Source organism: Pseudomonas sp. DE0010 (genome assembly GCF_007680745.1).
GTDB classification, from domain to species: domain Bacteria; phylum Pseudomonadota; class Gammaproteobacteria; order Pseudomonadales; family Pseudomonadaceae; genus Aquipseudomonas; species Aquipseudomonas parafulva_B.
The window spans coordinates 68,686-92,933 of record NZ_VEJQ01000005.1 but is presented as its reverse complement, the minus strand read 5'-3'; the positions used below and the strand labels follow the sequence as shown (position 1 = coordinate 92,933).

At 59.2% G+C, this 24,248-nt stretch carries 20 protein-coding genes, 1 tRNA gene and 2 pseudogenes; 13 read left to right on the top strand and 10 right to left on the bottom strand.

Translation table 11 applies throughout. The annotated features are described in order from the left end of the window. Positions 1 to 195 precede the first annotated feature (195 nt). Entirely contained in the window at positions 196 to 1,455 is a 1,260-nt protein-coding gene (locus FS767_RS05685; protein WP_058603394.1) for an MFS transporter, read from the bottom strand. A gap of 348 nt (positions 1,456 to 1,803) precedes the next feature. Here FS767_RS05685 and FS767_RS05680 point away from each other — a divergent pair, with 348 nt between their 5' ends. Further along, positions 1,804 to 3,186 carry a VOC family protein gene (locus tag FS767_RS05680; protein ID WP_144964521.1) on the top strand — a complete coding sequence of 461 codons (1,383 nt, stop codon included), beginning with the start codon at positions 1,804 to 1,806 and terminating at the stop codon, positions 3,184 to 3,186. 81 nt (positions 3,187 to 3,267) lie between these two features. Then, entirely contained in the window at positions 3,268 to 4,155 is an 888-nt protein-coding gene (locus FS767_RS05675; protein WP_144964520.1) for a LysR family transcriptional regulator, read from the top strand. A gap of 75 nt (positions 4,156 to 4,230) precedes the next feature. Here FS767_RS05675 and FS767_RS05670 read toward each other — a convergent pair whose 3' ends face one another. The 4 genes from FS767_RS05670 to sohB all read right to left on the bottom strand — a co-directional run bounded on the left by FS767_RS05670 (position 4,231) and on the right by sohB (position 7,672). Then, the gene (locus FS767_RS05670; protein ID WP_144964519.1) at positions 4,231 to 4,431 is read right to left on the bottom strand and encodes a hypothetical protein; all 201 of its coding nucleotides are present in this window, start codon (positions 4,429 to 4,431) and stop codon (positions 4,231 to 4,233) included. Positions 4,432 to 4,644: 213 nt separating this feature from the next. After that, the gene (locus FS767_RS05665; RefSeq protein WP_144964518.1) at positions 4,645 to 5,364 is read right to left on the bottom strand and encodes an RHS repeat-associated core domain-containing protein; all 720 of its coding nucleotides are present in this window, start codon (positions 5,362 to 5,364) and stop codon (positions 4,645 to 4,647) included. 1,063 nt (positions 5,365 to 6,427) lie between these two features. Further along, positions 6,428 to 6,501 (bottom strand) — tRNA-Cys (locus tag FS767_RS05660). A gap of 151 nt (positions 6,502 to 6,652) precedes the next feature. Further along, a complete protein-coding gene (gene sohB, locus FS767_RS05655) occupies positions 6,653 to 7,672 on the bottom strand; it encodes a protease SohB (protein WP_144964517.1) in 1,020 nt (339 codons plus the stop codon). A gap of 195 nt (positions 7,673 to 7,867) precedes the next feature. Between sohB and FS767_RS05650 the strand changes: the two genes are divergently transcribed. From FS767_RS05650 to FS767_RS05635, 4 genes are all read left to right on the top strand, one after another. Continuing rightward, positions 7,868 to 8,578, top strand: a complete 711-nt coding sequence (locus FS767_RS05650; RefSeq protein ID WP_144964604.1) for a histidine phosphatase family protein — start codon at positions 7,868 to 7,870, stop codon at positions 8,576 to 8,578. Between the two features lie 56 nt (positions 8,579 to 8,634). Beyond that, complete coding sequence (locus FS767_RS05645; protein ID WP_027916140.1) at positions 8,635 to 8,952, top strand: SCP2 sterol-binding domain-containing protein; 318 nt, start codon at positions 8,635 to 8,637, stop codon at positions 8,950 to 8,952. A 199-nt stretch (positions 8,953 to 9,151) separates the two neighbouring features. Next, complete coding sequence (locus tag FS767_RS05640; RefSeq protein ID WP_144964516.1) at positions 9,152 to 10,219, top strand: phosphotransferase family protein; 1,068 nt, start codon at positions 9,152 to 9,154, stop codon at positions 10,217 to 10,219. A gap of 37 nt (positions 10,220 to 10,256) precedes the next feature. Further along, complete coding sequence (locus FS767_RS05635) at positions 10,257 to 11,024, top strand: SDR family oxidoreductase (protein WP_144964515.1); 768 nt, start codon at positions 10,257 to 10,259, stop codon at positions 11,022 to 11,024. Here FS767_RS05635 and FS767_RS05630 read toward each other — a convergent pair whose 3' ends face one another. After that, positions 11,025 to 11,846, bottom strand: coding sequence for a bifunctional 2-polyprenyl-6-hydroxyphenol methylase/3-demethylubiquinol 3-O-methyltransferase UbiG (locus tag FS767_RS05630; protein WP_144964514.1), 822 nt, complete (start codon positions 11,844 to 11,846; stop codon positions 11,025 to 11,027). Positions 11,847 to 11,950: 104 nt separating this feature from the next. After that, positions 11,951 to 12,301 (bottom strand): hypothetical protein, encoded by a 351-nt coding sequence (locus FS767_RS05625; protein WP_144964513.1) that lies wholly within the window; start codon positions 12,299 to 12,301, stop codon positions 11,951 to 11,953. Positions 12,302 to 12,417: 116 nt separating this feature from the next. On the opposite strand from FS767_RS05625, the gene FS767_RS05620 reads away from it, so the two are divergent. From FS767_RS05620 to FS767_RS05610, 3 genes are all read left to right on the top strand, one after another. Next, positions 12,418 to 12,708 carry an RcnB family protein gene (locus tag FS767_RS05620; protein WP_058603420.1) on the top strand — a complete coding sequence of 97 codons (291 nt, stop codon included), beginning with the start codon at positions 12,418 to 12,420 and terminating at the stop codon, positions 12,706 to 12,708. A 153-nt stretch (positions 12,709 to 12,861) separates the two neighbouring features. Beyond that, positions 12,862 to 14,691 carry an SLC13 family permease gene (locus FS767_RS05615; RefSeq protein ID WP_144964512.1) on the top strand — a complete coding sequence of 610 codons (1,830 nt, stop codon included), beginning with the start codon at positions 12,862 to 12,864 and terminating at the stop codon, positions 14,689 to 14,691. 119 nt (positions 14,692 to 14,810) lie between these two features. Further along, positions 14,811 to 16,232 (top strand): GGDEF domain-containing protein, encoded by a 1,422-nt coding sequence (locus FS767_RS05610; protein ID WP_144964511.1) that lies wholly within the window; start codon positions 14,811 to 14,813, stop codon positions 16,230 to 16,232. Between the two features lie 658 nt (positions 16,233 to 16,890). Here the strand turns inward: FS767_RS05610 and FS767_RS05605 are convergent. Then, on the bottom strand, positions 16,891 to 17,244 hold the full coding sequence (locus tag FS767_RS05605; protein ID WP_144964510.1) for an SH3 domain-containing protein: 354 nt from the start codon (positions 17,242 to 17,244) through the stop codon (positions 16,891 to 16,893). 212 nt (positions 17,245 to 17,456) lie between these two features. On the opposite strand from FS767_RS05605, the gene FS767_RS05600 reads away from it, so the two are divergent. From FS767_RS05600 to FS767_RS05590, 4 genes and pseudogenes are all read left to right on the top strand, one after another. After that, positions 17,457 to 17,642, top strand: coding sequence for a hypothetical protein (locus FS767_RS05600; RefSeq protein WP_144964509.1), 186 nt, complete (start codon positions 17,457 to 17,459; stop codon positions 17,640 to 17,642). A 409-nt stretch (positions 17,643 to 18,051) separates the two neighbouring features. Next, positions 18,052 to 18,585: pseudogene (locus FS767_RS23410) on the top strand (MCP four helix bundle domain-containing protein); the annotation flags it as partial. A gap of 84 nt (positions 18,586 to 18,669) precedes the next feature. After that, positions 18,670 to 19,677: pseudogene (locus FS767_RS23405) on the top strand (methyl-accepting chemotaxis protein); the annotation flags it as partial. Between the two features lie 219 nt (positions 19,678 to 19,896). Next, on the top strand, positions 19,897 to 20,424 hold the full coding sequence (locus FS767_RS05590; RefSeq protein ID WP_144964507.1) for a ProQ/FinO family protein: 528 nt from the start codon (positions 19,897 to 19,899) through the stop codon (positions 20,422 to 20,424). A 76-nt stretch (positions 20,425 to 20,500) separates the two neighbouring features. Here the strand turns inward: FS767_RS05590 and FS767_RS05585 are convergent, their stop codons facing one another. After that, a complete protein-coding gene (locus tag FS767_RS05585) occupies positions 20,501 to 22,717 on the bottom strand; it encodes a TonB-dependent siderophore receptor (protein WP_144964506.1) in 2,217 nt (738 codons plus the stop codon). A gap of 195 nt (positions 22,718 to 22,912) precedes the next feature. Then, positions 22,913 to 24,205 (bottom strand): OprD family porin, encoded by a 1,293-nt coding sequence (locus FS767_RS05580; protein WP_144964505.1) that lies wholly within the window; start codon positions 24,203 to 24,205, stop codon positions 22,913 to 22,915. Positions 24,206 to 24,248: the final 43 nt, after the last annotated feature.

Sequence of the window (24,248 nt, the reverse complement as noted above, 5' to 3'; positions counted from 1 at the left end):
CGGTGATCTAGCGCAGGGTCGCCACGCTTACAAACAGCAACGCCGCTTTTACAGGCGGCGTTTTCTAGCAGAATCAGCTGTCAGGTCTTCGTACGAGCACGCATTTAGCAAAATGCGGTGACTGCACGTGATCATTGCTCGAAACGTGAGTCAAGGTTTATCGAGCAAGCGCCCCACCCTATCGACTTTCACCGATCATTCCCGAGCCGGGTCGAATTGCTTCTCGCGGATGCACAGCAGCGGAATCATGCCGCAAAGGAAATACGCAGCGCCGACGATCAGGAAACCGACGCCGATCGAGCCTTGGCTGGCGAAGAAGCCGATGGCAGCCGGCGAGACCGCTGCACCAATACGCCCGATATTGTAGGCCCCGCCAACCGCAGAGCCACGGAACTTGGCCTCGAAGCTTTCCGTCATGTACGTGGCGTTGACGCTGTAAGGCACGCCATAGAGGAAGCCGAAGACGATCAATAGCCAGAGAATGTTTTCCGGCTGGTTGAACAGGACGATGATCGGCAGGAACAGCGCCGTGCCCAGGCAACCAGCGGCAAATACCTTGCGCCGCCCAAACTTGTCCGCCGCCATGCCGGCGATGACCTTGCCGAGGATCGAAGCGGTGTAGGTGCCGACCAGGAACGTGGTCATCTGCTTGAACGCCATGCCCAGTTCGGTTTCCAGGTAGCTGGGCATCCAGTTGTTGACGCCATAGTTACCGAACTGCAGGAAGCCGGCGGTCAGTGACCAAAGGACGAACATCTTTGCGGCATTGGGGTTGGCGAAGATCTGTTTGTACTTGCCGCCCTCTACGCGCTCACGCGCCTTGCGCTCTGCGCGATCAGCACTCTGCAAACGGGTCCAGGTAGAAGGTTCCGGCACCATCTTGTGCATCAGCAGGGCCAGAATCACCGGCGTGACACCCACGAAGAACAACGTGCGCCAGCCGTAGCTTGGCAGTATCCAGGCAGCGAGCAGCGTTGCAACAATATAGCCGACCGACCAGCCCGCTTGCAGGCTGCCCAGAACGGTATTTCGAAACCGGGTAGGTACGTACTCGGCCATGAGTGTATTACATGCAACGTACACCGAACCCAGGCCCAGGGCCGAGACAAAGCGGATGATCGCAAACTGCACATAGTTCTCGGTAAAGCCCAACAGCCCCGTACCAAGACTGAACAGCAGCACACTGAGCACCACGGTACGTACCCGCCCGAGACGGTCGGTCGCCCAACCACCGTAAATGCCCCCAACAGCCATGCCGGCCAGGGTGCAACTGCCGAGCATGCCTGCCTGCAGGCCAGTCAGGCCGAATTCCGTTTTGAGCGTGGCCAGGCTATAGGCCAGGATCATGACATCGGCGCCATCGATGACCATCGTCAGGAAGCAAAACACGAAGGCTGTGATCCAGGTCCGCTCGGTGGACGCGGCGGTGACCCCGGCGGGGTTAGGGTTGTGCATGTTTTATCCTTATTATGGCGGGTTACGGCGTGCCTGTTCCGGCACTACACGGCGCTGCGGCAACAGCGCGAGCGGCGGGCACAGCCCACCGCCAAGGCCGTCACAACCTGCGGTAAAACCTGTATTCACGCAAACGAAAAAATATCGGGCCTGCATTCCCGCTAGGAATGGCCTGGTTTGCAAGGCGCAGGCCGCTGTCGCTGACGACTTGGCATGCCGTGATACAGCAGGTGCATGTACCTGAGGCCAGGCATGCGAAAAAGTCAGGCAGCGATTCGGTTAATTCGTTTGCCAGGACGGCGCGTCACCGTGATCAATGCAGGCCTCGAATTTCCCAGGAGGCTCACCATGGACCCGGTCCGTTTCATGCACCCCGACGCAATCCGCGCGCTTTTCAGTACCGCCCTGTCAGCGATGTACAAGCAGGAGGTACCGCTGTATGGCGATTTGCTGGACCTGGTCGCCGAGGTCAATACCCAGACCCTGGCCGCCCAGCCCGCGCTGGCAGAACGACTGCGTAGCAGCGGTGACGAGCAACGCCTGAGCGTGGAACGCCATGGCGCTATCCGTGTTGGAACGGCCGAGGAGCTGCAAGGCTTGCGCCGACTGTTCGCGGTCATGGGCATGTCGCCAGTCGGCTACTACGACCTGAGCATCGCCGCCGTGCCGGTGCATGCCACTGCGTTCCGACCGATCGAGGCCGCATCGCTGCGCGCCAATCCGTTCAGGGTGTTCACCTCGCTGTTGCGGCTCGAATTGATCGAAGACCCACAACTGCGTGAACAGGCCTGCCAGTTGCTGAACGAGCGGACCATTTTCACCCCTGGTGTACTGGCGCTCATCGATCGCCACGAACGTGACGGCGGGCTTACCGATACGGACGCTCAAGCGTTCGTCCAAGAGGCGCTGGAAACCTTTCGTTGGCACCAGAGCGCGACGGTCAGCGCCCAGCAATACCGCGCCCTGCATGATCAGCATCGCCTGATCGCTGACGTGGTGGCGTTTCGTGGGCCGCACATCAACCACCTCACGCCCCGCACGCTCGACATCGACCGCGCGCAGGCCCAGATGCGTTCGCGCGGCATGACCCCCAAGGCAGTCATCGAAGGGCCGCCGCCGCGCCAATGCCCGATCCTGTTGCGTCAGACAAGCTTCAAGGCCTTGCAGGAAGCGGTGACCTTCGCTGGTGGTGATGGAGCCCCCGGGCATCACACGGCTCGCTTCGGAGAAATCGAGCAACGAGGCGCGGCGCTGACACCTGCGGGCAAAGCGCTGTATGACCGGCTGTTGAGCCAAGCCCGGCAATCCTTGGGCGCGGCACCCTGCGCGGACAATGCCGAGCAGTACGCGCACATACTCAACACAGTATTCAGCGCGTTTCCTGACGACTACGCCTCGCTGCGCACGCACAAGCTCGCTTACTTCAATTACTACGTGAGGGATGCGAGCAAAGCGCATGGGACGAATCTGGAAGCACTGATCGAACAAGGTGCAGTCGGCTTCGAGCCATTGGTGTATGAGGACTTCCTGCCTGTGAGCGCCGCCGGGATCTTTCAGTCCAACCTCGGCGAAAGCGCCAAGGCCGACGCCATTACGCAAGGTAACCAGCAGCAGCTGGAGGCAGCGCTGGGCGCTCGTGTGATCGACGAAACGACCCTGTACGCCCAGGCCCAGGCGCAATCCATCGCGTCCTGCCTGCATGCGCTTGAAATCCCAGCGACCAGCGCATAGATTGGCCGACCGCCCAGCCGTCCTGGTCCAGGCGGCTCGTCCGGCCTGCCTGGCCATAGATTTAGGTGATGCCTGCAAGCCATGCACAAGAAATTGCTTCCGTCGATGATGTCGCTGCAGTGCTTTGAATCCACTGCCCGTCATGCCAGCTTCACCCTCGCTGCCCGTGAACTGAACCTGACGCAAAGCGCCGTCAGCAAGCAGGTCGCTCAACTTGAGCAGATGTTGCAGCGCCGGCTGTTCAATCGGTTGCGTGGCGGCTTGCAACTGACCGCCGTGGGCGAGCTGTACCTGAGCGAAGTTGGCAAGATCTTGAGCCAGACGGACATCTCGACGCGCTTCATCCTGACGTTCGATGGCCAGGCAGAAACCTTGAGAATCGCGACCCAGCCGACATTCGGCTCGCGCTGGTTGATTCCTCGGTTGCCGGCATTCAGCGCAGCGTTTGCGCACGTACGGCTAAGCGTGCGCAATGAGCTGGAGCCATTCGACCTGTTGCAGGCCAAGGCGGACGTTGCATTCTTCTATGGACGCGGCACCTGGCCCGGCGCCCAATGCGTCGAGCTGTTTCGCGAAGACGTCGTGCCCGTGTGCGCCCCTGCTCTGCTGCTGCACCGGCCGCTGAAGGCTATCGATGACATTCACAGCCATACGCTCTTGCAGTGCGTTTCGCGACCCGAGGCGTGGCATGACTGGCTGGGCGCCCAGGCAATGACGTCTAGAAACAGCTACAGGGGCCCGCAGTTCGACACCTTCGACCTGTGCATTCGCGCAGCGATCGCAGGCTTGGGTGTGGCCTTGGTACCCAGGTTCATGGTGACAGAAGAACTGCAGCGCGGGGCCTTGCTGATTCCCCTGCACTACTATGCACCCAGCCCGGATGCTCACTACGTGGCCTATGCAACCCAGAGTCACGATTCACCGAAGATTCGCAATTTCGTGGACTGGGTGTGCGACCAGACGCCTTGAGCGGACCAGCGACAGGCCCCCATGCGCCGCCACTGTTGCAGGTACAGGGCAGTCAGCCACCTTACATGACCGGGGTTACCACTTGTCCGCCATGTAAAACATGCCGCCACCCAGCGCAGTCAGGAACAGCCCTCCCAGCACGTCTGTCAGGGGAGCTTGGCCATGAATGTAGGCTTCGATTTGAGTGGCAAGAAACAACACGGCCAATACCAGAACTACGGCCGATATGCGTCGCTGAATCTTGAACCTGGATTTTTCGGGGCCGATCCACCACATGCGCGTTTTCCTTGGGCGGGGTGAGTACTGAACTTTAGCTACATCACGAGCCCTTGGCCAACGGCGAGAGGTGAACGCTGCTGGCCAGTGACATCGACGCTGCGTTCATTCTTCAGGCGATAGCTTACTAGAATATCGCCGCAATGAAATCATTGAGATATGAAAGCGAGTGATCGGCACCAGGGCAAAATCAAGCACAACGCCTATTACAAACTAAGAAAACATATCAACCCATGGATCATAATCTATAGGAATGTCCGAATTTCCGCCTCCGCGTACCCGTCGCGCAATCACACCCATATTTTTAAAGTGGTTGATTACTGGCGCCAAGGTGTCTTTTTCCAACATGCTCGAGTAGTAATGCCCCGTGGTGCTGGAAAAAACGACGACACCTTTCCGAACAGCCACATAGCCCGCAGAAACCACACCCTTTTCTCTCCCAGCAAAATAGGTGAGCATTGGGTGAGGGAAAGAGTCAACCTCTTGATTTCCCGTTATGAACTCACCAGCGTTTGTCAACACGAACTTCCGCTCTACCCCTTTTAAAGCACCAAGATCTTTTCTACGAATAATAACCCTAAAATCACTAGCTCGAACATCTCCCTTGGCTTTGTACCGACGCAGCGCGGCCACTCTGTCTTCAGGATGGGCGTCAGTGAGCGTCGGTAGATGCTTATTTACTTTTGTATTTATAGAGCCTGACCGAAATCGAGCGACCGCTTTGATCACAGCCATTGAATAATGCCCAGTGGGGTCAACGTTGTTCACAGGATCGCCCACGAAGGCCGCATAGGCGTTATAACCTCCGGCGCTGAAAGGACACAGATTATCGGGCCCGTAAAATCTTCCCAATACTGGACTGTAGATACGATAGCCATTGCCAAAAAAATATCCGGAAAGGCTTTTAATGAAGAGTTCACCTGCATATGCCAATCAAAGCTCCTTACTCAACTTGGAATGTCCATAGGGAGTAAAGGGGACCCATCGCACTGCCTCGGCCAGATTAGACATGTCCGCAGAAGTCTCAGTTGAGCCAAGCAATCGACTGCTAATCATATCGAGCCTCCAACTATATCCAGAATGGACAAGCCTGCATGTAAGATTCCAGGTGACGACCATAGACAGCAGATCGCATCTTTACAACTGATAGAAATGTCAGGCGCCGAGGCCATTCGGATGCCTTTGATAGCAATACACAGGTGGCTTAGTTCAAACACGCCAAGCCTTTCCATCCAGCCTACCACGCCAAGAGACGGATTTTATGATTTGGCTGTTCATTGACTTAGCTACTCAGACTGGAAAGCACTAGGCAACGTTGAATGTTAGACTCTAAAAACGACGCCTGCCGGAGGGATGATGATATTCCTGCGAGCACAATTAATTCGCTCCATTTAGGCTCAGTACTAAATTTGTAGAAACTTAGTTATCACCCCGCATTCTCAGGGGTTTTGTTAGATCCCCGGCCATCAACAGAAAAAAGTTCTGTGAAGGCGAAGTGGCGCGAAATCTCGGACGAGGCTTGGGGCAAAAAATTATGCAGCAGTGATGTCGCTGGCTCGCGCCATGGGGTGTCTACGACGCCTTATTTCGTACAGTGCCTAATTTTAATGTAGTCACGGCGCCGGCAGAGCAGTATCACAGGGTCGTCATAAGGTAAGCCGCAAAGCCCTTGGCCACGCGCCAGGGCTTCAAGGCGGACAAGTGGTCGAACACTCGACTGGAGTTGCCTGCCAGCCCTGCAAGTACAAGGTAAACGACCCACTTTCGCAGCGCCCTTGAGATTTTTCTTTTCATGACTCGAAACAAAGGGCACGCCTCGGGAAAATCCTGCCGCTTGAAGCGAAGAAGCCCACATCATGCTGGGTTCCAACGTTGCTCTTTTAATTGCACGGGCTTGGGTATGAATAACAACATCCGACCCATGGCAACCGAAGGGCAAAACCCATAGGCATTAAAAAAGCCCCGCAACCTCAATGGCTGCGGGGCTTTCGAATGGTGGAGGCCGAGGTCGGAATCGAACCGGCGTAGACGGATTTGCAATCCGGAGCATAACCACTTTGCTACTCGGCCTCAAAGTCAGGATCTAGCAGCTTACGCTTCGCTATCTCCCCGAAACACCGCACCTTTAAAGCTTGCTGCGTTTCGATGGGCGCCATTATGTCTACATTCACTTAACCGTGCAACCCCCTGAACGAAAAAAAATTTCAGCAGGTTCAAGGTGTTAGCGCAGGCGGCCAAGTTTGCTCCACAACCCCACCAGCGTATTCTCCACGGTGCCGCTGGCCGCCATGCCAATACGCTCCTGTAGGCTCTTGCGCTCTGCGAAGTGCAGGTGGAACAGGTTGGCACTTCGCGCACGCTCGCTGAGGTATTCATCGCTGGTCTGCAACGTATCCACCAGCTTGCGGTTCAGGGCTGCAATGCCTAGCCACACTTCACCGGTGGCTACTTCATCAATGTGCAGCTGGGGGCGGTAGCGGGCGACGAAGTCCTTGAACAGTTGATGGGTCACATCCAGGTCTTCCTGAAACTTCTCCCTGCCCTTTTCGGTGTTTTCACCCAGCACGGTGAGGGTGCGCTTGTATTCACCGGCAGTCAGCATCTCGACATCGATGTCGTGCTTCTTCAACAGGCGATTGATATTGGGCAACTGTGCCACGACTCCGATGGAGCCGAGCACCGCAAAAGGTGCGCTGATGATCTTCTCGCCGATGCAGGCCATCATGTACCCGCCGCTTGCAGCCACCTTGTCGATGCACACCGTCAAGGGGATGCCGGCCTGGCGAATGCGGGCCAGCTGGGAGGCAGCCAGTCCATAGCTATGCACCAGCCCGCCCCCGCTTTCCAGACGCAGTACCACCTCGTCTTGAGGGGTGGCGAGGGTGAGCAGTGCGGTAATTTCGTTGCGCAGGCTTTCAGTTGCAGATGCTTTGATGTCGCCGTCGAAATCGAGCACGAAGACCCTGGCTTTTTCTTCTGCCTTGTCCTTGCGGGTTTTCTTTTCGGTCTTGGCCTGCTGCTTGCGTAACGCCTTGAGCTGAGCCTTGTCGAACAGGCCTGATTCCAACCGCTCGCGCAGGTCCTTGTAGAACGCGTTCAAGCGGGTAACCTGCAATTGCCCACCCGGTCTGCGCCGCCCTTTACCGCGCAAGCCGGCAATGGCCGACAGCACGATGAGAACAGCGATGACCAGGGTGGCGGTTTTGGCGAGAAAGCTTGCGTATTCGGCAAGGAACTCCACGGTGACTCCTTCGATAGCTGCGCCAGAGGGCGCGTGAATGGTACAAGCATACCGGTGCACCTAAAGCGCTGCCAGGGGATGTAAACGCTGGCAATACCTTTCAAACGACCTTTTCAAACGCTTGTATGTTTTTCGTTGACAGCGCCGTGCACCGCACCCTAACCTCGGCAGCAACCTTCAATGGCGGAAGCGTTCGTGGGCAACCTCTACCTGATTCGACACGGCCAGGCCTCCTTCGGCGCACAGGACTACGATGTGCTGTCGCCCGTTGGCGTGCGCCAGAGTCAGGCGCTGGGTGAGCACCTTGCTCAGCTAGGGGTACGGCTGGAGCGATGTGTGGCGGGCGATCTGCGTCGCCAACAGGACACTGCCCGCCTCGCCCTTCAAGCAATGCAGGCCGGTGGCAACGCCGTGCCGGCTGTTGAGACCGACGCGGCTTTCAACGAGTTCGACGCCGATGGGGTGATCCGTGCGCTGTTGCCTGGTTTGTCGATAGACGAGCCCAACGCGCCAGCAATCCTGAGCAACGTCGCGCAGCACCGCAGCGAGTTTCAGCGCCTGTTCGCGCTGATGGTGCAACGCTGGCAGGCAGGAACCCATGGCAGCGACGAGCTGGAAACCTGGGAAGCGTTCACTGCCCGCGTGCGCGAAGGGCTGAACCGCGTGCTGGACAGCGCAGGCAGTGGCGACAACATTGCCATTTTCACCTCCGGTGGCACCATTGCCGCCTTGCTGCACCTGGTTTCAGGCATTACCCCGGATCAGGCATTTGCCTTGAACTGGCAGATAATCAACACGTCGCTGAGCCAATTGAAGTTCAGAGGCCGCGACGTGGCATTGGCTTCTTTCAACAGTCAAGCCCATGTGCAACTGTTGAGGACGCCGGAGCTCATCACCTATCGGTGAGCCCGGCCTGTTGTGTCCCTGCGGGGACGTGAAAATCACTCTATAAGGAATGCGCCATGACCTCCGTAGCTGATGCCGTCAAAAAGATGCAGGAAAAATTCAACCCATCCGCTGCCCAAGGCCTGGACCTGGTATTCGGCTTCAACATCACCGATGAAGACAAGCACTACGCCCTGATCGTCAAGGACGGCACCTGCCAATTGCAGGAAGGCGAGAACCCAGACGCCAACTGCACGTTGGTGATGGACAGCGAAACACTCAAGGGCATCGTCAGCGGCGAAACCGACGGCATGCAGGCTTTCATGGGCGGTAAGCTGCGCGTGGAAGGCGACATGATGCTGTCGATGAAGCTCAGCGAACTGTTCCCATCCTGAGCAGCATCCCTGGATGACCCTGAACCGAAGCCCAGAAGGCTTCGGTTTTTTTTGGTCCGGCGCATACCGGCACGGCAAGCATCAAAGGCGTTGATCGACCAGCAACACCCTGGCCAATAGCGACCTGGGACGCTTGTCCCAACCGAGCGCAAGCATTAAATTGCAAAATAGTCCGCGTGACCGAGAATAAGGAAAACCCATGACGCTCACCGACGAGTCCACGCAAGTACGCTCCGGCGAAGAGCTTGACCTGGCAGCCATCGACCGCTACCTCAAGGCGCACATTGACGGCTTGACCGGTGCGCCCGCCGTCAGCCAGTTCCCGGGTGGTGCGTCCAACCTCACCTACCTGGTCAAATACGCTGACCGAGAACTGGTCTTGCGCCGTCCGCCGTTCGGGCAAAAAGCCAAGTCGGCGCACGACATGGGGCGTGAGTTTCGTATTCTCAACCAGCTCAATAATGGGTTCCCGTACTGTCCCAAGGCCTATGCGTACTGCACCGATACCCACCTGATCGGCAGTGAGTTCTACGTCATGGAGCGCGTAAAAGGAGTCATTCTGCGCTCGGACATCCCCGCTGCACTTAACCTCGATACTGCACGCACCACGGCGCTGTGCAAAAGCTTCATTGACCGCCTGGTGGACTTGCATCGCGTGGACTACAACGCCTGCGGCTTGAGCGACCTGGGCAAGCCGGACGGTTACGTGCAACGTCAGATTGAAGGATGGGCCAGCCGCTACGACAAGGCCATGACCCCCGACGCCCCGCGCTGGGAGCAGGTCAAAGCCTGGTTGCGCGAGAAAATGCCTGCCGACCACGTCACACCTTCAATCGTGCATAACGATTACCGGTTCGACAATGTCATCCTGGATGCCGACAACCCGATGCGCATCATTGGCGTGCTGGACTGGGAAATGGCCACCCTGGGCGACCCCCTGATGGACCTAGGCAACAGCCTGGCGTACTGGATCCAGGCAGACGACCCGGCGCCGGTACAACTGATGCGCCGTCAGCCGAGCAACGCGCCGGGCATGCTTACCCGGCGCCAGTTCGTGGACTATTACGCCGAGCGTGCAGGCATCGACCTGGACAACTTCGATTTCTACTACTGTTACGGTCTGTTCCGTCTGGCCGGCATCGTCCAGCAGATCTACTTCCGCTATTTCCATGGCCAGACCCAGGACAAGCGTTTCGCCCAATTCATTCACATGAACCGGCTGCTGGAGCAGATGACCTTGCAGGTCATTGCCAAGTCCAGCCTCTGATCACCAACACACCTTACGACAACAAGGGACCAGCAGCATGCCGCAGACCCACCTGTTCGACCTTCAGGGCAAGATCGCTTTTGTTTCCGGGGCCAGCCGAGGCATTGGCGAAGCGATTGCACACTTGCTGGCGCAGCAAGGTGCACATGTAATCGTCTCCAGCCGCAAGCTCGAGGGCTGCCAACACGTTGCCGATGCCATCATCGCCGGCGGCGGCAAGGCCACAGCAGTGGCGTGCCACATCGGCGAACTGGAGCAAATCCAGCAGGTATTCGCCGGTATACGCGAGCAGTTCGGACGCCTGGACATCCTCGTGAACAATGCCGCGACCAACCCGCAGTTCTGCAATGTGCTGGACACGGATCCGGCGGCATTCCAGAAAACCGTGGATGTGAACATTCGCGGCTATTTCTTCATGTCGGTGGAAGCAGGCAAGCTGATGCGCGAGCACGGCGCCGGCAGCATCATCAACGTGGCCTCGATCAATGGCGTTTCACCTGGCCTGTTCCAGGGCATCTATTCGGTGACCAAGGCGGCGGTTATCAACATGACCAAGGTGTTTGCCAAGGAGTGTGCGCAGTTCGGGATTCGCTGCAATGCCTTGTTGCCGGGCCTGACCGACACCAAGTTTGCATCGGCACTGGTCAAAAACGAAGCCATCCTCAATACCGCGCTACAGCAAATCCCCCTCAAGCGCGTGGCAGACCCGAAGGAAATGGCCGGGGCTGTCCTGTACCTTGCAAGCGACGCCTCCAGTTATACAACCGGGGCGGCACTCAACGTCGACGGTGGCTACCTGTCCTGATCAGGCTTTGACGGCTGTCAGGGTATAGCTCAGCGGCAGGCGGGCCGGTTGCTCGCGCAGCCGCCACTCCCCGTCCGGGCCCTTGGCCATTTGCCCCGGCAGCGCTTCCCATGGCACGCTTTGGTGTTCTACCAGCGCTGTGAGCTGCAACCCGTTGGCCATCAGCGCGGTGATCAACTCGCCCAGCCCGTGGTTCCACTCATGGGTCTGCGTGTTGGTCAATCGCTGCGAGGTTGACACATAGGTCTCATCGCTCTGCCATACAGTTGGTTGCTCGCATTCGAAATAGGGGTAGTCGAGCTGCAGGCGGTCCTGATGGCCCTCATTGACTGCCCAGAGCATGGGGTGCCCCTCGCGCAAGAAAAGCCGGCCGCCGGGCTTGAGCAGGGCCGCCACGGTTTGTGCCCACGGCGCAATACGGGGGAGCCAGCACAGGGCGCCGATGCCGGTATAGACCAGATCGAAGGTACCTGCTGGTAACACCTGGGCTGCGCCGTACACGTCGGCCTGATGGTAGTCGATGGGCGTAGCGCACAGGGTCGCCAGCCGCCGGGCTTGCGCCAGGGAGGCCGGGGAGAAGTCCAGGCCGCACACATCGGCGCCCAACCGGGCGAGCGAGAGCGTGTCTGTGCCGATGTGACACTGCAGATGCACCGCCCTCTGCCCCTCGACATTGCCCAGCCTCGGCAGGTCGAACTGGACAGTCTGTGAAAGGTGCGCAGGGTCTTGGACGTACTGATCGAACTGGTAGTCCTGTGAGGCTGCGTGCAGCGGTGCACGCTCGTCCCAATTGGCCTGGTTCAGCTGTAACGAAGGGTTCACGGCGACATCCTTGATGGGCGATGGCACATGCTAGCGGCCGATGCCACGCACATGACAGCGTACGGATGCAAAAAAGTGTAAAGCCCTGGCTTGCCCTTTACCCATCAAAGACAGGTTGCGGCCGCCGCCCGGCGCTGCAACGAGACGCCGTTGTCGTTCTGTGAGTAGTAGTCGATACGCGTACCGCCGTCCTGCGGGTAGACATCGACGAACGTCTCGGCCTCGCGGGTATAAACCGTAAAGCCGCCTTGCTTGCGCGGCTCCAGGTAGCCGCTGGCGTCCTGGCCGAACACGCGCTCTTCCTGCCACCCGTACTGGATGCACTGGGCAACGCGTTCAGGCGCCTTGCGCGAGTTCATGTGCGTAGTGGGTTGGCCGCTGCGGGCCGCATCCATGGTCGCAGAAGCACAACCGACCAGCAGCACGGCTGCGGCCACGGGCAAAATCACACGCATGGTCCATCCTCTAAATCATTAAGAAGGAGGCGACTCTAGCACTGGCATGGACGAGAGTGAATTGTGGCGCGACTTCCGCTGTCCTAGCACAAACACCACGCAACAAGGAAACCGCCATGAAACTGCACTACCTGCTCCTCGCTGCCCTGCCCTGCCTGCCGATGGTCGCCACTGCAGCAACGTCCACCGACGATAGCGTGCAGAATTCGGCCACCCACAACCGTGAACTGAAAGAAGGCGACAAAGCCCCGGATCAATACAAGCGCGACGAAGCGGCCATCAAGGACTGGAAAGCCAAAGGCCTGCCAGCACCGGAAAAAGAAAGCCATTGGGTACGCATGGGCGATCGCTACGTCCTCGTACAAACTACCAATGGCGTGGTTCTGGCCATCCAGCACGTCAAATGACCCATTGCCCGGCGGGTGCCTGACACCCGCCGGGCAAGCCCCCGCGTCGCCCCTCCTCGTTAAACACTGCAATACATCAACACCTCGTACACGCTCAGGTGGCACACTACCGGCTATTGTTCATGTGCCCTGTGTGAAGGAACACCTCTCCCGATGAATCTAGAGCTGACATGGGTGCTGGCCCTGCTTGCCATTGTCGTCGTGCTGTTCATCATCAACCGTCCACGCATGGATGTCGTAGCGCTGCTGGTGATCGTAGCGTTGCCACTGTCGGGCGTGCTGACGATCGAACAAGCGCTGGCAGGTTTCAGCAACCCGAACGTCGTGCTCATCGCTGCCCTGTTCGTCATCGGTGAAGGCTTGGTGCGCACCGGTATCGCTTATCGCATCGGTGAATGGATGAGCGAACGGGCAGGCAACAGCGAGGCGCGGCTACTGGTACTGCTGATGGTCGCGGTGGCCGGCCTGGGTTCGGTCATGAGCTCCACGGGGGTAGTGGCCATCTTCATACCGGTCGTGCTGAGCATTGCTGCGCGCCTGAAGCTCTCGCCCAGCCGCCTGATGATGCCGCTGAGTTTTGCCGGCCTGATCAGTGGCATGCTCAGCCTGGTGGCGACCCCGCCCAACGTGGTGGTGCACAGCGAACTGGTACGCCATGGTGAACAAGGCTTCTCGTTCTTCAGCTTCACGCCCTTCGGGTTGGTGGTCCTGGTACTGGGTGTGGGCTACATGCTTCTGACGCGACACTGGCTCAATGGCGAGGTGCGCAAGGACGGACGTGTCGAGACCCGGCGCACTCTGCTGGACCTGGTTCTGGACTACAAGCTCAATGGTCGCGAGCGTCGCTTGCGCATTCGCCCCCATTCACCGCTGATCGGCCATACCCTGGGCGAGCTGGAGCTGCGTACCCGCCACGGAGCCAACGTCATCGGTATTGAACGTCAGCACAAGTTCACCACGCGCGTTATTGCGCCAGACTCCAACACCGTGCTGCACCAGGGGGATGTGCTGCTGCTGGACCTGTTTGCCAACCGCGACGATCTGCGCAGCCTGTGCCAGACCATGCAACTGGAACCCTTGCACTTCAAGGCCGCCTACTTCATCGACCAGTCGCAGGAGGTAGGCATGGCCGAGGTGTCCCTGCCGCCGGGCTCGCAACTGATCGGCAAGAGCATCCTGGAGCTTGGCTTTCGCTCGCGTTACGACCTCAACGTGGTGGGCCTGCGGCGCGACCAGGCGGCCGTGCAAGACCAGTTGGTCGAAGAAAAGCTGCGTCTGGGCGATACCCTGCTAGTGGTCGGGCCGTGGAAGGCAGTACGCCAGCTACAAGGCAAACCGCGCGATTTTCTGGTGTTGAGCTTGCCGGCCGAGGTCGATCTGGTGGCACCTGCTCGCCGGCGCGCGCCCCAGGCGTTGCTGAGCCTGGCAGTGATGGTTGGCTTGATGGTCAGTGGCGCGGTCCCCAATGTCATAGCAGCGCTCATTGGTTGCCTGTTGATGGGCGCAGGCCGCTGCATCGACATGAACAGCGCCTACCGTTCGATCCATTGGCAAAGCCTGATCCTGATCGTGGGCATGTTGCCCTTTGCCCAGGCCTTGCAGAAAACCGGTGGCATAGACCTGGCAGTCGGGGCGCTGGTGAATGTGCTGGGCGACGCCGGGCCCAGCGCCATGCTGGCCTGCCTGTTCGCGGTCACGGCTGTGATCGGGCTGTTTATCTCCAACACGGCGACCGCGGTGCTGATGGCGCCGGTTGCCATCTCGACCGCGACGCAGCTGGGCACGTCGCCCTACCCCTTTGCGATGACGGTGGCGCTGGCGGCCTCGGCGGCCTTCATGACGCCGGTGTCTTCGCCGGTGAACACGCTGGTGCTGGGCCCAGGGCAATATCGGTTTGCGGACTTCGTGAAGATAGGGGTGCCGTTCACGCTGCTGGTGATGGGGGTCACGGTGGTCATGGTGCCGTGGTTCTTCGGGCTGTGAGGTTGGCGGCACGCGCAAAACCTTCCAGCTGGGCAGATTGACATCAACTAGCCGGAACAACACACTGATGCGCAATTGCCCCAGGTGCGTTCAGCGGTCGTCCTGGATATCGTTTCCGCTTGCCGGTCGAGCCCATGGTTTTTCCAGCCCAATCGCGCTTGTTGCCCTACGCCGCACTGTTCAGCCTGACCTTCGCGCTTACCATTGGCGGCATCCTGGCTCGCCCGATCGAATCCCTGTCCTTGTTCTGGCCAGTCAATGCCGTACTGGCAGGTGTGTTGCTGCGCTATCCACGCCAGGCAACAGTGTCCGGGTTCGTGCTGATGTGGTTGGCCATGGTTGGCGCCGACCTGCTCTGTGCCAGTGCCTTGGCGCCGGCGCTGTGGTTCAACCTATGCAACATGGGCGTTGTGGTCACCCTGTGGCAATTGCTTTCGCGCTTGCCGCGCCTGCATCGGCGCATGCGCACGCCCCATGGGGTGCTGTGCGTATTTGGCGCCTGTGCGGCCGGGGCCTCAGTGGCTGCGAGCCTGGCCTCGGTGATGGCCGCGCCCTGGTTCGAGCAGTCCCTGCGCAGCACCTGGCTGGCGTGGTTCAGCGAGCAGTTTTCCACCGCGGTACTGGTATTGCCGGTGATGCTCACCGCACCGGCAGCGCGTACCTTGTTGCGGGGCGGGAGCCAGAAGATTCGCCTCGCCCCGCTGTTGGTCATGCTGGTGTCGCTGGCGTTCAGCATCGCGTTCGGCGGCCCCGGCGCCATCGCGTTTCCGATCGCCGCCCTTTTGTGGTGTGCCTGGACGTACTCGCCCTTTCTGGTTTCGTTGTTGACGCTGACAGCCGGTAGCACACTGATCGTTGCCGTAGCCCAAAGCCTCATGCACTTCAGCGTGCCGCAGAGCGAGTCGGGTGTGACGGCGCTGATGTCTGCGCGCCTGGGCATAGCGATGCTGGTATTGGGGCCGCTGGTGGTGGCCTGCGTGACCCAGGCCAATCGCAGCCTGCTTGCGCGTTTGGCACACCAGGCCACCACCGACCACCTTACGGGTACCTTGAGCCGCAGCGCCTTTACCCAGCGTGCAAACGCACTGCTGGAAAGTCGTCAGCATCAGCAGTTCCTGCCACTGACGCTGATGATGCTGGATATCGATCACTTCAAGTCCATCAACGATGCCCACGGGCACGCTGTCGGCGACCAGGTGCTGCGCCAGTTCGCCGATGCGTTGCAGGAGCAGTTGCACAGCGGCGAAGTATTCGCGCGCATGGGTGGCGAGGAGTTCGTGATCATCGTGCCAGGGCTTGCACCGGACAGGGCGCAATTTACGGCCGAGCGCCTGCGCCGTGCCGTTCAGGACCTTCAGGTGGAGCAAGCCGGGCAGCGTTTGCAGATCACGGTCAGTATCGGTCTGGCAGGCTGCGACGAAGGCATGCCGACGCCAGACCTGACCGCATTACTGGCCAGCGCCGACAAGGCGCTGTACCTGGCCAAAGCGAAGGGACGCAATCGCGTGGAGCAAGCTGAGCCGCAGCGTCGAGCCATTTGAGCCTACTGTTGTGCGCTCACTGACATCAGTAGCTTCGACCGGCAGCTCAAGACTAACGCCTGCACATCAAGCCGTTCGCTCAGGCGGTTTAGGCAAAGATCCTGTGTAATGGACCTGTCCAATTACGCAGTCCAAAAGCCAGACAAAATGTTGCTCAATTTCTGCTCAATTTAACGGAGCCCGCCGGGCGCTTGGGTTGCAGCACGTTATCCACAGACCTACCCACTTTTTCTGTGGACAGATTTCCCAACCTGGAGAACGACTTATCGCACTTCGACCCTTGAACGAATGAGCTGTGCACAGCGGGGGCTGTGAAGACACCAGGCTTGAAGAATGACAGGTGAGCAGCGCTGGGCTGCGGCACAAACCAAAAGCCCGCCTGGGCAATGGAACCCGGCGGGCTGGAAGGAGGGAAACGCTCATGCGATCAACTGGGAGGAATGGTTCCCAGCAGCCCGATCATGATGGTCAACAGCAGGAAACCACCCAGGAACAGCGCCAGCTTGCTCATTGAAACCTCGACAGTGTGATACGGAATGACGTCATTTTCCGTTTTTCACTGATACGGTTACAGATTCAGGTTTATAGAAAAAAAGCAGATCAGATGAAGGGTAGGCACCCTTCGTACCCGTCCATCCCGCCGCTGGTTCGCTTACATTCATATCAGTTGCTGGAGCTTGCCGGCAGGCAACCATCCCAGCTCACCATCCCCGTGACGACGACACCACAGCCAGCCGTTGAGCAGATGCAACTGCTGCACCAATTGACCCGGGTCCACATCCAGCTCATGGGCGCAATAGTGATCCAACGCCCTACCCTGATTGAAATCCAGGCGTTCGATAAGCTGCTCCGGTACCCAACCCGGCTCTTGGCCCGTGCAACTGCACAAGTACCAGTCCTGCATGCCCGGCTCACTCTCGTAACGCGGGCCCACTTCCAGCAGCGTGCCTTGAGCGAAACGAAGGGGGCGTCGGTAAGCACTGCGATGTCGCTCGATCACGATGAAATGCACAGGCCTCTCCTTGGCCGGAAACCTCCGAGCCTAGCAGAAGCTGTGGAAGTTGCTGCTTTGCGGCCTCTTTGTAGGAATATTTGTCGCGTAATGTAGGAGATTTCCTCAGGCTTCATTTCCGCTGTATGAAAGATCAGTTTATGGGATGGATCTGAGCTGTTACGGTCAGCCTTTCCTACAACAGCAAGGACGCTATTCGTTAAGAGAACTATATGGACGACTACAATGAGCCGGCGTTGCGACTTCAAAAAACCCTGTTGAACCTGCGCCGCGAGCGGGACAAGCTCAGCGGTGAAGGCAAGCACGAAGAAGCGAGCGCACTGGCGGTATCGATAGCGCGAATCGAAACCACACTGGCACAACTACCGGCTGCGTTTAAGCCTGAGACGCTGCAATAGCCCCCTGGTCCCGGCCTTCCAAGAGGGTCGGGGCTGCCCGTGGTTCCTGAAGCTCACAGCAAGAGGCCGGCACTCGCCTGCCTTCAACCGAACCTGGGTTAAAGAATACTTCGAAGACCTGTGGTCGATCTGATCAACATTTGATTGATCCAGATCAATGCGAAATAAATTGTTACCTAAACAGCACTGCGCGGTAACGAAAAAAATAGGCTCGCTGCTTGCTGAAAGTCACTCAATTGAGCGGTCGGATGGCGGACTGCGCCGTTCGTAGACTGCTTATGTTTATTCTTAAAGTTTATTGCCCAAGGTGCCGATAGCTGTTTCAACGAGAGGGCTGCAGCCTTATTACCACGGTCACCCTGCTGGACTTGCTTAGCCTAGCAAGCATTGCTACACCAAGGAGCTACACATGTATTTTCGGAACTTGAAAATTGGCACACGCGCGGCGGTCATCTTCACGCTGGTCGCCCTCCTCGTACTGATCCTGGGGCTGGCATCGTTGTACCGCATGCACACGATGGACAAGGCCACTGACGAAGTGCGCACCGAATGGTTACCCTCAATCATGCTGCTGGACGAGGTCAGCATGAACCTGGGCCGCGCCCGAGCACTGACCTTGCGCAGCGTTTTGGAAGAAAGCCCCAGCGCCAGGGCCGCGACACTGGACAAGATCGCGGAGATCTCCAAGCACTACCAGGAACAAATCGAAACCTACAAGGCAACAGCGACAGAGGAACGAGACCGAGCCCTGTACGACGCATTTCTGGCCAGAAGCGCGACCTACCATACGTTGCAGGACGCGATTCTTGACGCCGTACGTAGGAACGACATTGCAGAAGCGACTCGCCTGGTCAATGGTGAACTGGCCAACTACGCCGACGCGATGATGAAGTCGCTGATCGAGCTGACCCAGTACAACTCCAACGGCGCAACCAACGCCTCCCAGGTCAGTACTGACGCCTATGAGCAGTCCTTCTCGATTATCACGGCGACGATCGTCGGCATCATCGTACTGATGATCGCGCTGGCCATCCTGCTGACCCGCAGCATCGTGCGGCCTTTGAGCGAAGCGGTGGCCGTCGCCGAGCGGGTAGCCTCGGGTGAGCTCAACCAGGTCATCAAGGTGACGGGTAGCGATGAGCCCGCGCTGTTGTTGCACGCCTTGTCCAGAATGAAAGACAGCCTGCGCGAGACGATTGCCGGTATCGCTGCCGCCTCCGACCAGCTCGCCTCGGCGTCCGAAGAGCTGTTCACGGTGACCGAAGACACCAGCCGCGGCTTGCATCAGCAAAGCGCTGAAATCGACCAGGCGGCCACGGCGGTGAACCAGATGACCGCAGCGGTGGAGGAAGTGGCCAGCAATGCCGTCAACACCGCCGATGCCTCCAAAGGTGCAGACCAGACCACCCGTGAGGGTCAGCAACGGGTCAACGATGCGCTGCAGTCCATTGGTCAGCTCGTTGGCGATGTCACGACCACTTCGCAGGAAATCGAACAGTTGGCCACCAGCGCCAACGAGATCAGCCGGGTACTGGATGTCATCGGCTCGATCGCAGGCCAGACCAACCTGCTTGCGCTCAACGCTGCCATCGAGGCTGCGCGCGCCGGTGAAGCCGGCCGCGGGTTCGCCGTGGTCGCCGATGAAGTCAGGGCGCTGGCGCATCGAACTCAACAATCGACCGCCGAGATCGAAGGCATGATCACAGGCATCCAGTCGGGCACCGAGTCTGCAGTCGGAGCCATGCACGCCAGCAAGGGGCGCGCCTCAGGTACTCTGGAAATCGCCCAATCCGCAGGTCAGGCACTGAACACGATTGCCGAGGCCATTTCGTCCATCAACCAACGCAACCTGGTGATCGCCAGCGCCTCCGAAGAGCAGGCCCAGGTGGCCCGCGAAGTGGATCGAAACCTGGTGAACATCCGGGACCTGGCGATGCAGACCTCGGCCGGCGCGAACCAGACCAGCGCCGCCGCCCAGGAATTGTCACGCCTGGCTGTAGACCTGAACGCGATGGTCGCCAAGTTCAAGGTGTAGGGCTTGATGACAGAAGGGCTGCGGCCTTTCGGGAAAGCTTGCACCGTGCCCCTGGGGCAGGTATTTGCGCCATTGTGTGCGCAATTACCGCTGTCCTGGAGCAAGGCCATCGTGAGTTTCTGTAAAAAAAGCGACGATTTGTGCCTTTTGGGCTGCTCACCGGGGCTGCATCGCATATCCTTGCACCACGCAATCAACCTTGAAGCAGTGAATTGAACGATGAGCTTTGAACAACTGGCAGCGCTACGGGATCGCCTGCGGGCTGAAAAAGAGCAGCAACAGGCAAGCGCCCCAGCGCCGGCCAAGCGCAAGCCGCCCCAGAAGACCAAGCCGCGCGAACTGGACCCGGCAGTGGCCGCCATCTGGCCCCTGCAGAAGCACTTCCCGTTGGCCTTCCCCGTCAACCCTGCGCCGAAGGTGCCGCTCAAGGAGGGCATCTTCAAGGATGCCGAGCAACACCTGGAGCTGCTGGGCATCACCCGTGAGCAACTGAAGCTGGGCATTTCCACCTGGTGCCGGGGCAACCGCTACTGGACCAGCATGGTGGAAAACGCCCCGCGCCTGGACCTTAACGGCCAGCCGGCAGGCGTGGTGACTGCCGCCCAGGCGATCCACGCCAAGCGTCAGGCAGCCCAACAGCGTAACCAGGAACGCCGCAAGCGGGCCCAGGCCAAGGCACAGACCGCAGCGCCTGCAGAACAGGGCCAGGCTGCAGTCGAGCCGGCAGTGGAACAGGCCGCTGAGTAAAGGCCTGGTCTGAGCAGCGCCCACCGCCCGTTCGCCGAGCGCGCAGGTGGTGGGCGCTGCGGGCTAGCACATGGTCTCAGAGTCTCCAATCCAGGCTGACCATCATCGTGCGTGGCTCACCGTGGTACACGCCGTTGTAGAAGCCGACGTTGTTGTAGTAGTGCTCGTCGAACAGGTTCTTGACGTTGACCGAAGCGCTCAGGTGCTCATCGATCTGATAGCGCGCCATCAGCCCAACCACCGAAAACGCCTTCTGGCCGATCTCATCCTTGGCCGTGATGATTCGATCACCGTCGCGCCCCACTGGTCGGTTGGCCAGCCTGAAATTGTCGCTCTGCCAGTCAAGGCTTGCCCCCACGGTCAATGCCGGGGTTAGGGCATAGGTGCTGGACAAGCGCACCAGGTTCAAGGGTTGCTCGGTGTTCTTTCGCTTTTTCTCGGCCGTGGCTGCATGCGTATAGCTGTAGCCCAGGCTCATCTGCCACCCGGTCATCACCTCGCCTGCAACTTCAGCCTCGAAGCCTTCGACAACTACGCCCTTGCCACCGCTTTTGTAAAACACCTCGTTGCCATTGGGCGGCACAGAATCGTCCTGTTCCGCCACGTTGTCCTGCTTGCTGCGAAACACTGCCGTGCTCAGGTTCAGGCGTTCGGCGAACAGGCTGCCTTTGAGGCCCACTTCATAAACCTTGCCTACGATAGGCTCAAGGTATTGCTTGTTGACGTCCCTCACGGTCTGCGGGTTGAAGATATCGGTATAGCTGACATAGGCGGTGAACTGATCGGTCAGATCGAAGAGTACGCCGGCATAGGGCGTCCATTGATCATTCTGGATCTGCTTGGTAGTAGACTGATCGGCGACTTCCAGGGCATCACCGTAATCCCACTCCCGCTGCTGCGTCTGCCAACTGCCGTAGCGGCTGCCAATCACGATATGCAGGCGATCCGTAGGGTTCAGGCGTGTTGCAATGTAGCCGGCCTTCTGACGAATGCTGGAGCGCGAGCTGTCTAGCCCGGTTTCGAGGTCATAGAACGTAGGGGTGGCCCCCATGTACTTCCAATCCGCAATATTTTCGTAACCGTCGGGTACCGGCAGACCAAGGCGATAAGGTTCACTGTCGCGTCGTCGCGACTCGCCGTAACCGATCATGAAATCATGGCTACGGCCTAACAATTGGAAAGGGCCCGCGAGGTTGAAGTCCAGCGCGTCCATCTGCTCGGAGCCCCCGAAGTGCGAGTACCAGGCTTTCATGCCACTACGGTCGGTCTCAGGGAAACCATTGCCCCCATAGTAGACCTTTCCGTCGCTGTCGCTTTGCCGGTGGGTGTACGCCACTTTCATCACCCAGTCGTTGCCCAGGTACTGGTCGAGGGTAGCGAACACCGTCTGGTCTTTGAGTGGCCAGGAAGACCACGGTGCACTGAGGTTGGTGGAACGGGGCAAGTTGGCTTTGCTGCCGTCGGCGTTCCAGAACGGCACCGTGCCCCATGATGACCCTTGCACATGCTTGTTCTGATAGTCATACCCCACCGCCAGCACGGTGCTTGGGGTCAGGTCGGCTTCGAGCACGCCGTAGGCCACTTCACGCTGGGTGGCGTATTTGTCCATGAATGACTTGTTGTCGCGGTACGCCAGCACGGTGCGTCCGCGCAGACGGCCGTCCCAGCCCAGCGGGCCACCGACGTCCAGGTAGCTGTAATAATTGTCGAAACTGCCCCCACTCACGCCACTTTTTACCGCCAACGCGTGCGTCGGGCGCTTGCGAACCATTGCAATGGTCCCCGAGGGATCGCCGGCGCCTGTGGTCAGGCCGGTGGCCCCACGCACGACTTCGATTCGATCGTAGATGATGGTGTCCGAGTCGGACTTGAGCCCCGAGAAGGTGTTGAGCATGCCATCAATCTGGAAGTTGGTGATTGCGTAACCACGCGAGTAGTAGCTCGGTCGCTCCGAGTCGTTACGTTGTACCGTGACCCCCGTGACGTGAGCCATGGCCTCGGACAGGCTGTTGAGCTGGAAGTCGTCCAGTTGCTGACGGGATATGACCGAGACCGACTGGGGTGTTTCCTTGATCGAGAGGTTCAACCGGGTGGCTGCGCTCATGCTACCGGTGGTGTAGGAGCCACTGCGCTCGGTGACGCTGCCAAGGCCGGTGGCAATCACATCGGTTGCGCCCAGCTCGAGCACGGCCTCGTCTCGTCTTGCCTGGGTATCGGCGAAGGATGGCGGGCAGATCAAGCAAGCGTACAGGCCAAGGGTGAATGTGGTGGGGTTGGAAATGGACGGGGGCATTGCGGGCTGACTCCTTGCGCGTGAAAATCCGTGCGCGCAAATCTACATCATAATCATCCTCATATGATAATTAATCTCATAAGATACACCCTTAACGCTGCACCTGGGCGGGGCTGTACACCTGGTCGCTTGGAGCCGGCCAGGTGCACCCCTGAGGTATCGTTCTGTGTACTTGCCTGAAGTCGCATGCAGCTTCTAGAACAGCTTTACCGTATAGCTGAGCACCACGCGGTTCTCGTCGATATCGGTTCGGTAATTGGAGCGAGCCATCACATTGCGTACACGCACGCCGAGCCCCTCCAGCGGCCCACTTTGCACCACATAGGCCAGGTCCAGGTCTCGCTCGCGGTCGCGCCCTTCAAAGCCCAGCCCGGTTTTGACATCCCGGCCTTGTACGTAGCGCAATGTCGAGGTAAGCCCAGGAATTCCCCATGCCGCGAAGTTGTAGTCATGCCGCACCTGCCAGGAACGCTCCCCTGGCGCCGAGAACTCGTAGGTCGGCAGGGTATTACCCATCGGGTTGGTATTGGCGCCCACCTGAATGAAACCGTCCTCACCGCCAATTTGCTGGTAGCCCACGTAAAACGTATGCCCGCCCGTTCTCGCCGAGAACAGGCTGAACAGCGCATGGTTGTCATAGTTGCCGGCAAGCTTGCGGCCATCCTCACGCTCCTGGAAATAGCCGGCATTCACCCCCAAGGTCCAGTTACCCAGGGGCTCGGCGTGCTTGAGGCTGTAGAACCGCTGCTGGTAGATATCCTGCAGTTGTGCCTGCCAGACCCCCACGCTGGTGCGGTTGTCGTTGAAGGCATAGTCGGCGCCCAGGTAATTGAAGCGGTCACTGGTAAAGCGGGCCAACCGCGCGGGGTTGATGGGGTCGTTGACCAGCGCATACATTTTCTGACTGTTGGACGAATCGCGCAGGCTGGTGGAGCGAAATTGGCCAGCGCTGAGCGTCAGCCCCGCAAATTCGTGCGACTCCAGCATTGCGCCCTGGTAGGTCGGCGGCAGCAGGCGCAGGTCGCTGAACAGCAACACAGGCAGATTGGGCATCAATTCGCCCACCTTAAACTCAGTCTGGGAAACCTTGAACTTCAGCGCCGCGCCCACGCGGCTGTACTGGTCGGCGGACGTGCCGCTGTCAAGGCTTGGCAGTAGGCCTGAGCGTGCGTGCTCAGGGCTGCTGTCGAGTTTGAAACCCAACAGGCCGATCACATCGAGACCGGCACCTATGACGCCCTGGCTATAACCTGAACTGGCGTTGAGGATGAAGCCCTGCGCCCACTCCTGAGTGCGCGATTGGGTGCTCGCCCCCTTGATATCGCCGTAGTCTCGGCTGAAGAAATAATTGCGAGCCTGGAGGGTCGCACGGGCGCCTTCGATGAAACCGACCTCTTCAGCCGGTGCCTCGATGCACAGCGCGGCTGCGATGCAGCCGCCGGCCAGGCGTGCTTTCGGGAAAAAACGCGGTGCAGTGCAAACGTGCATGGGGCAATTCCTGAATGTCGGGCAGCAGCAATCCACCGGCGAC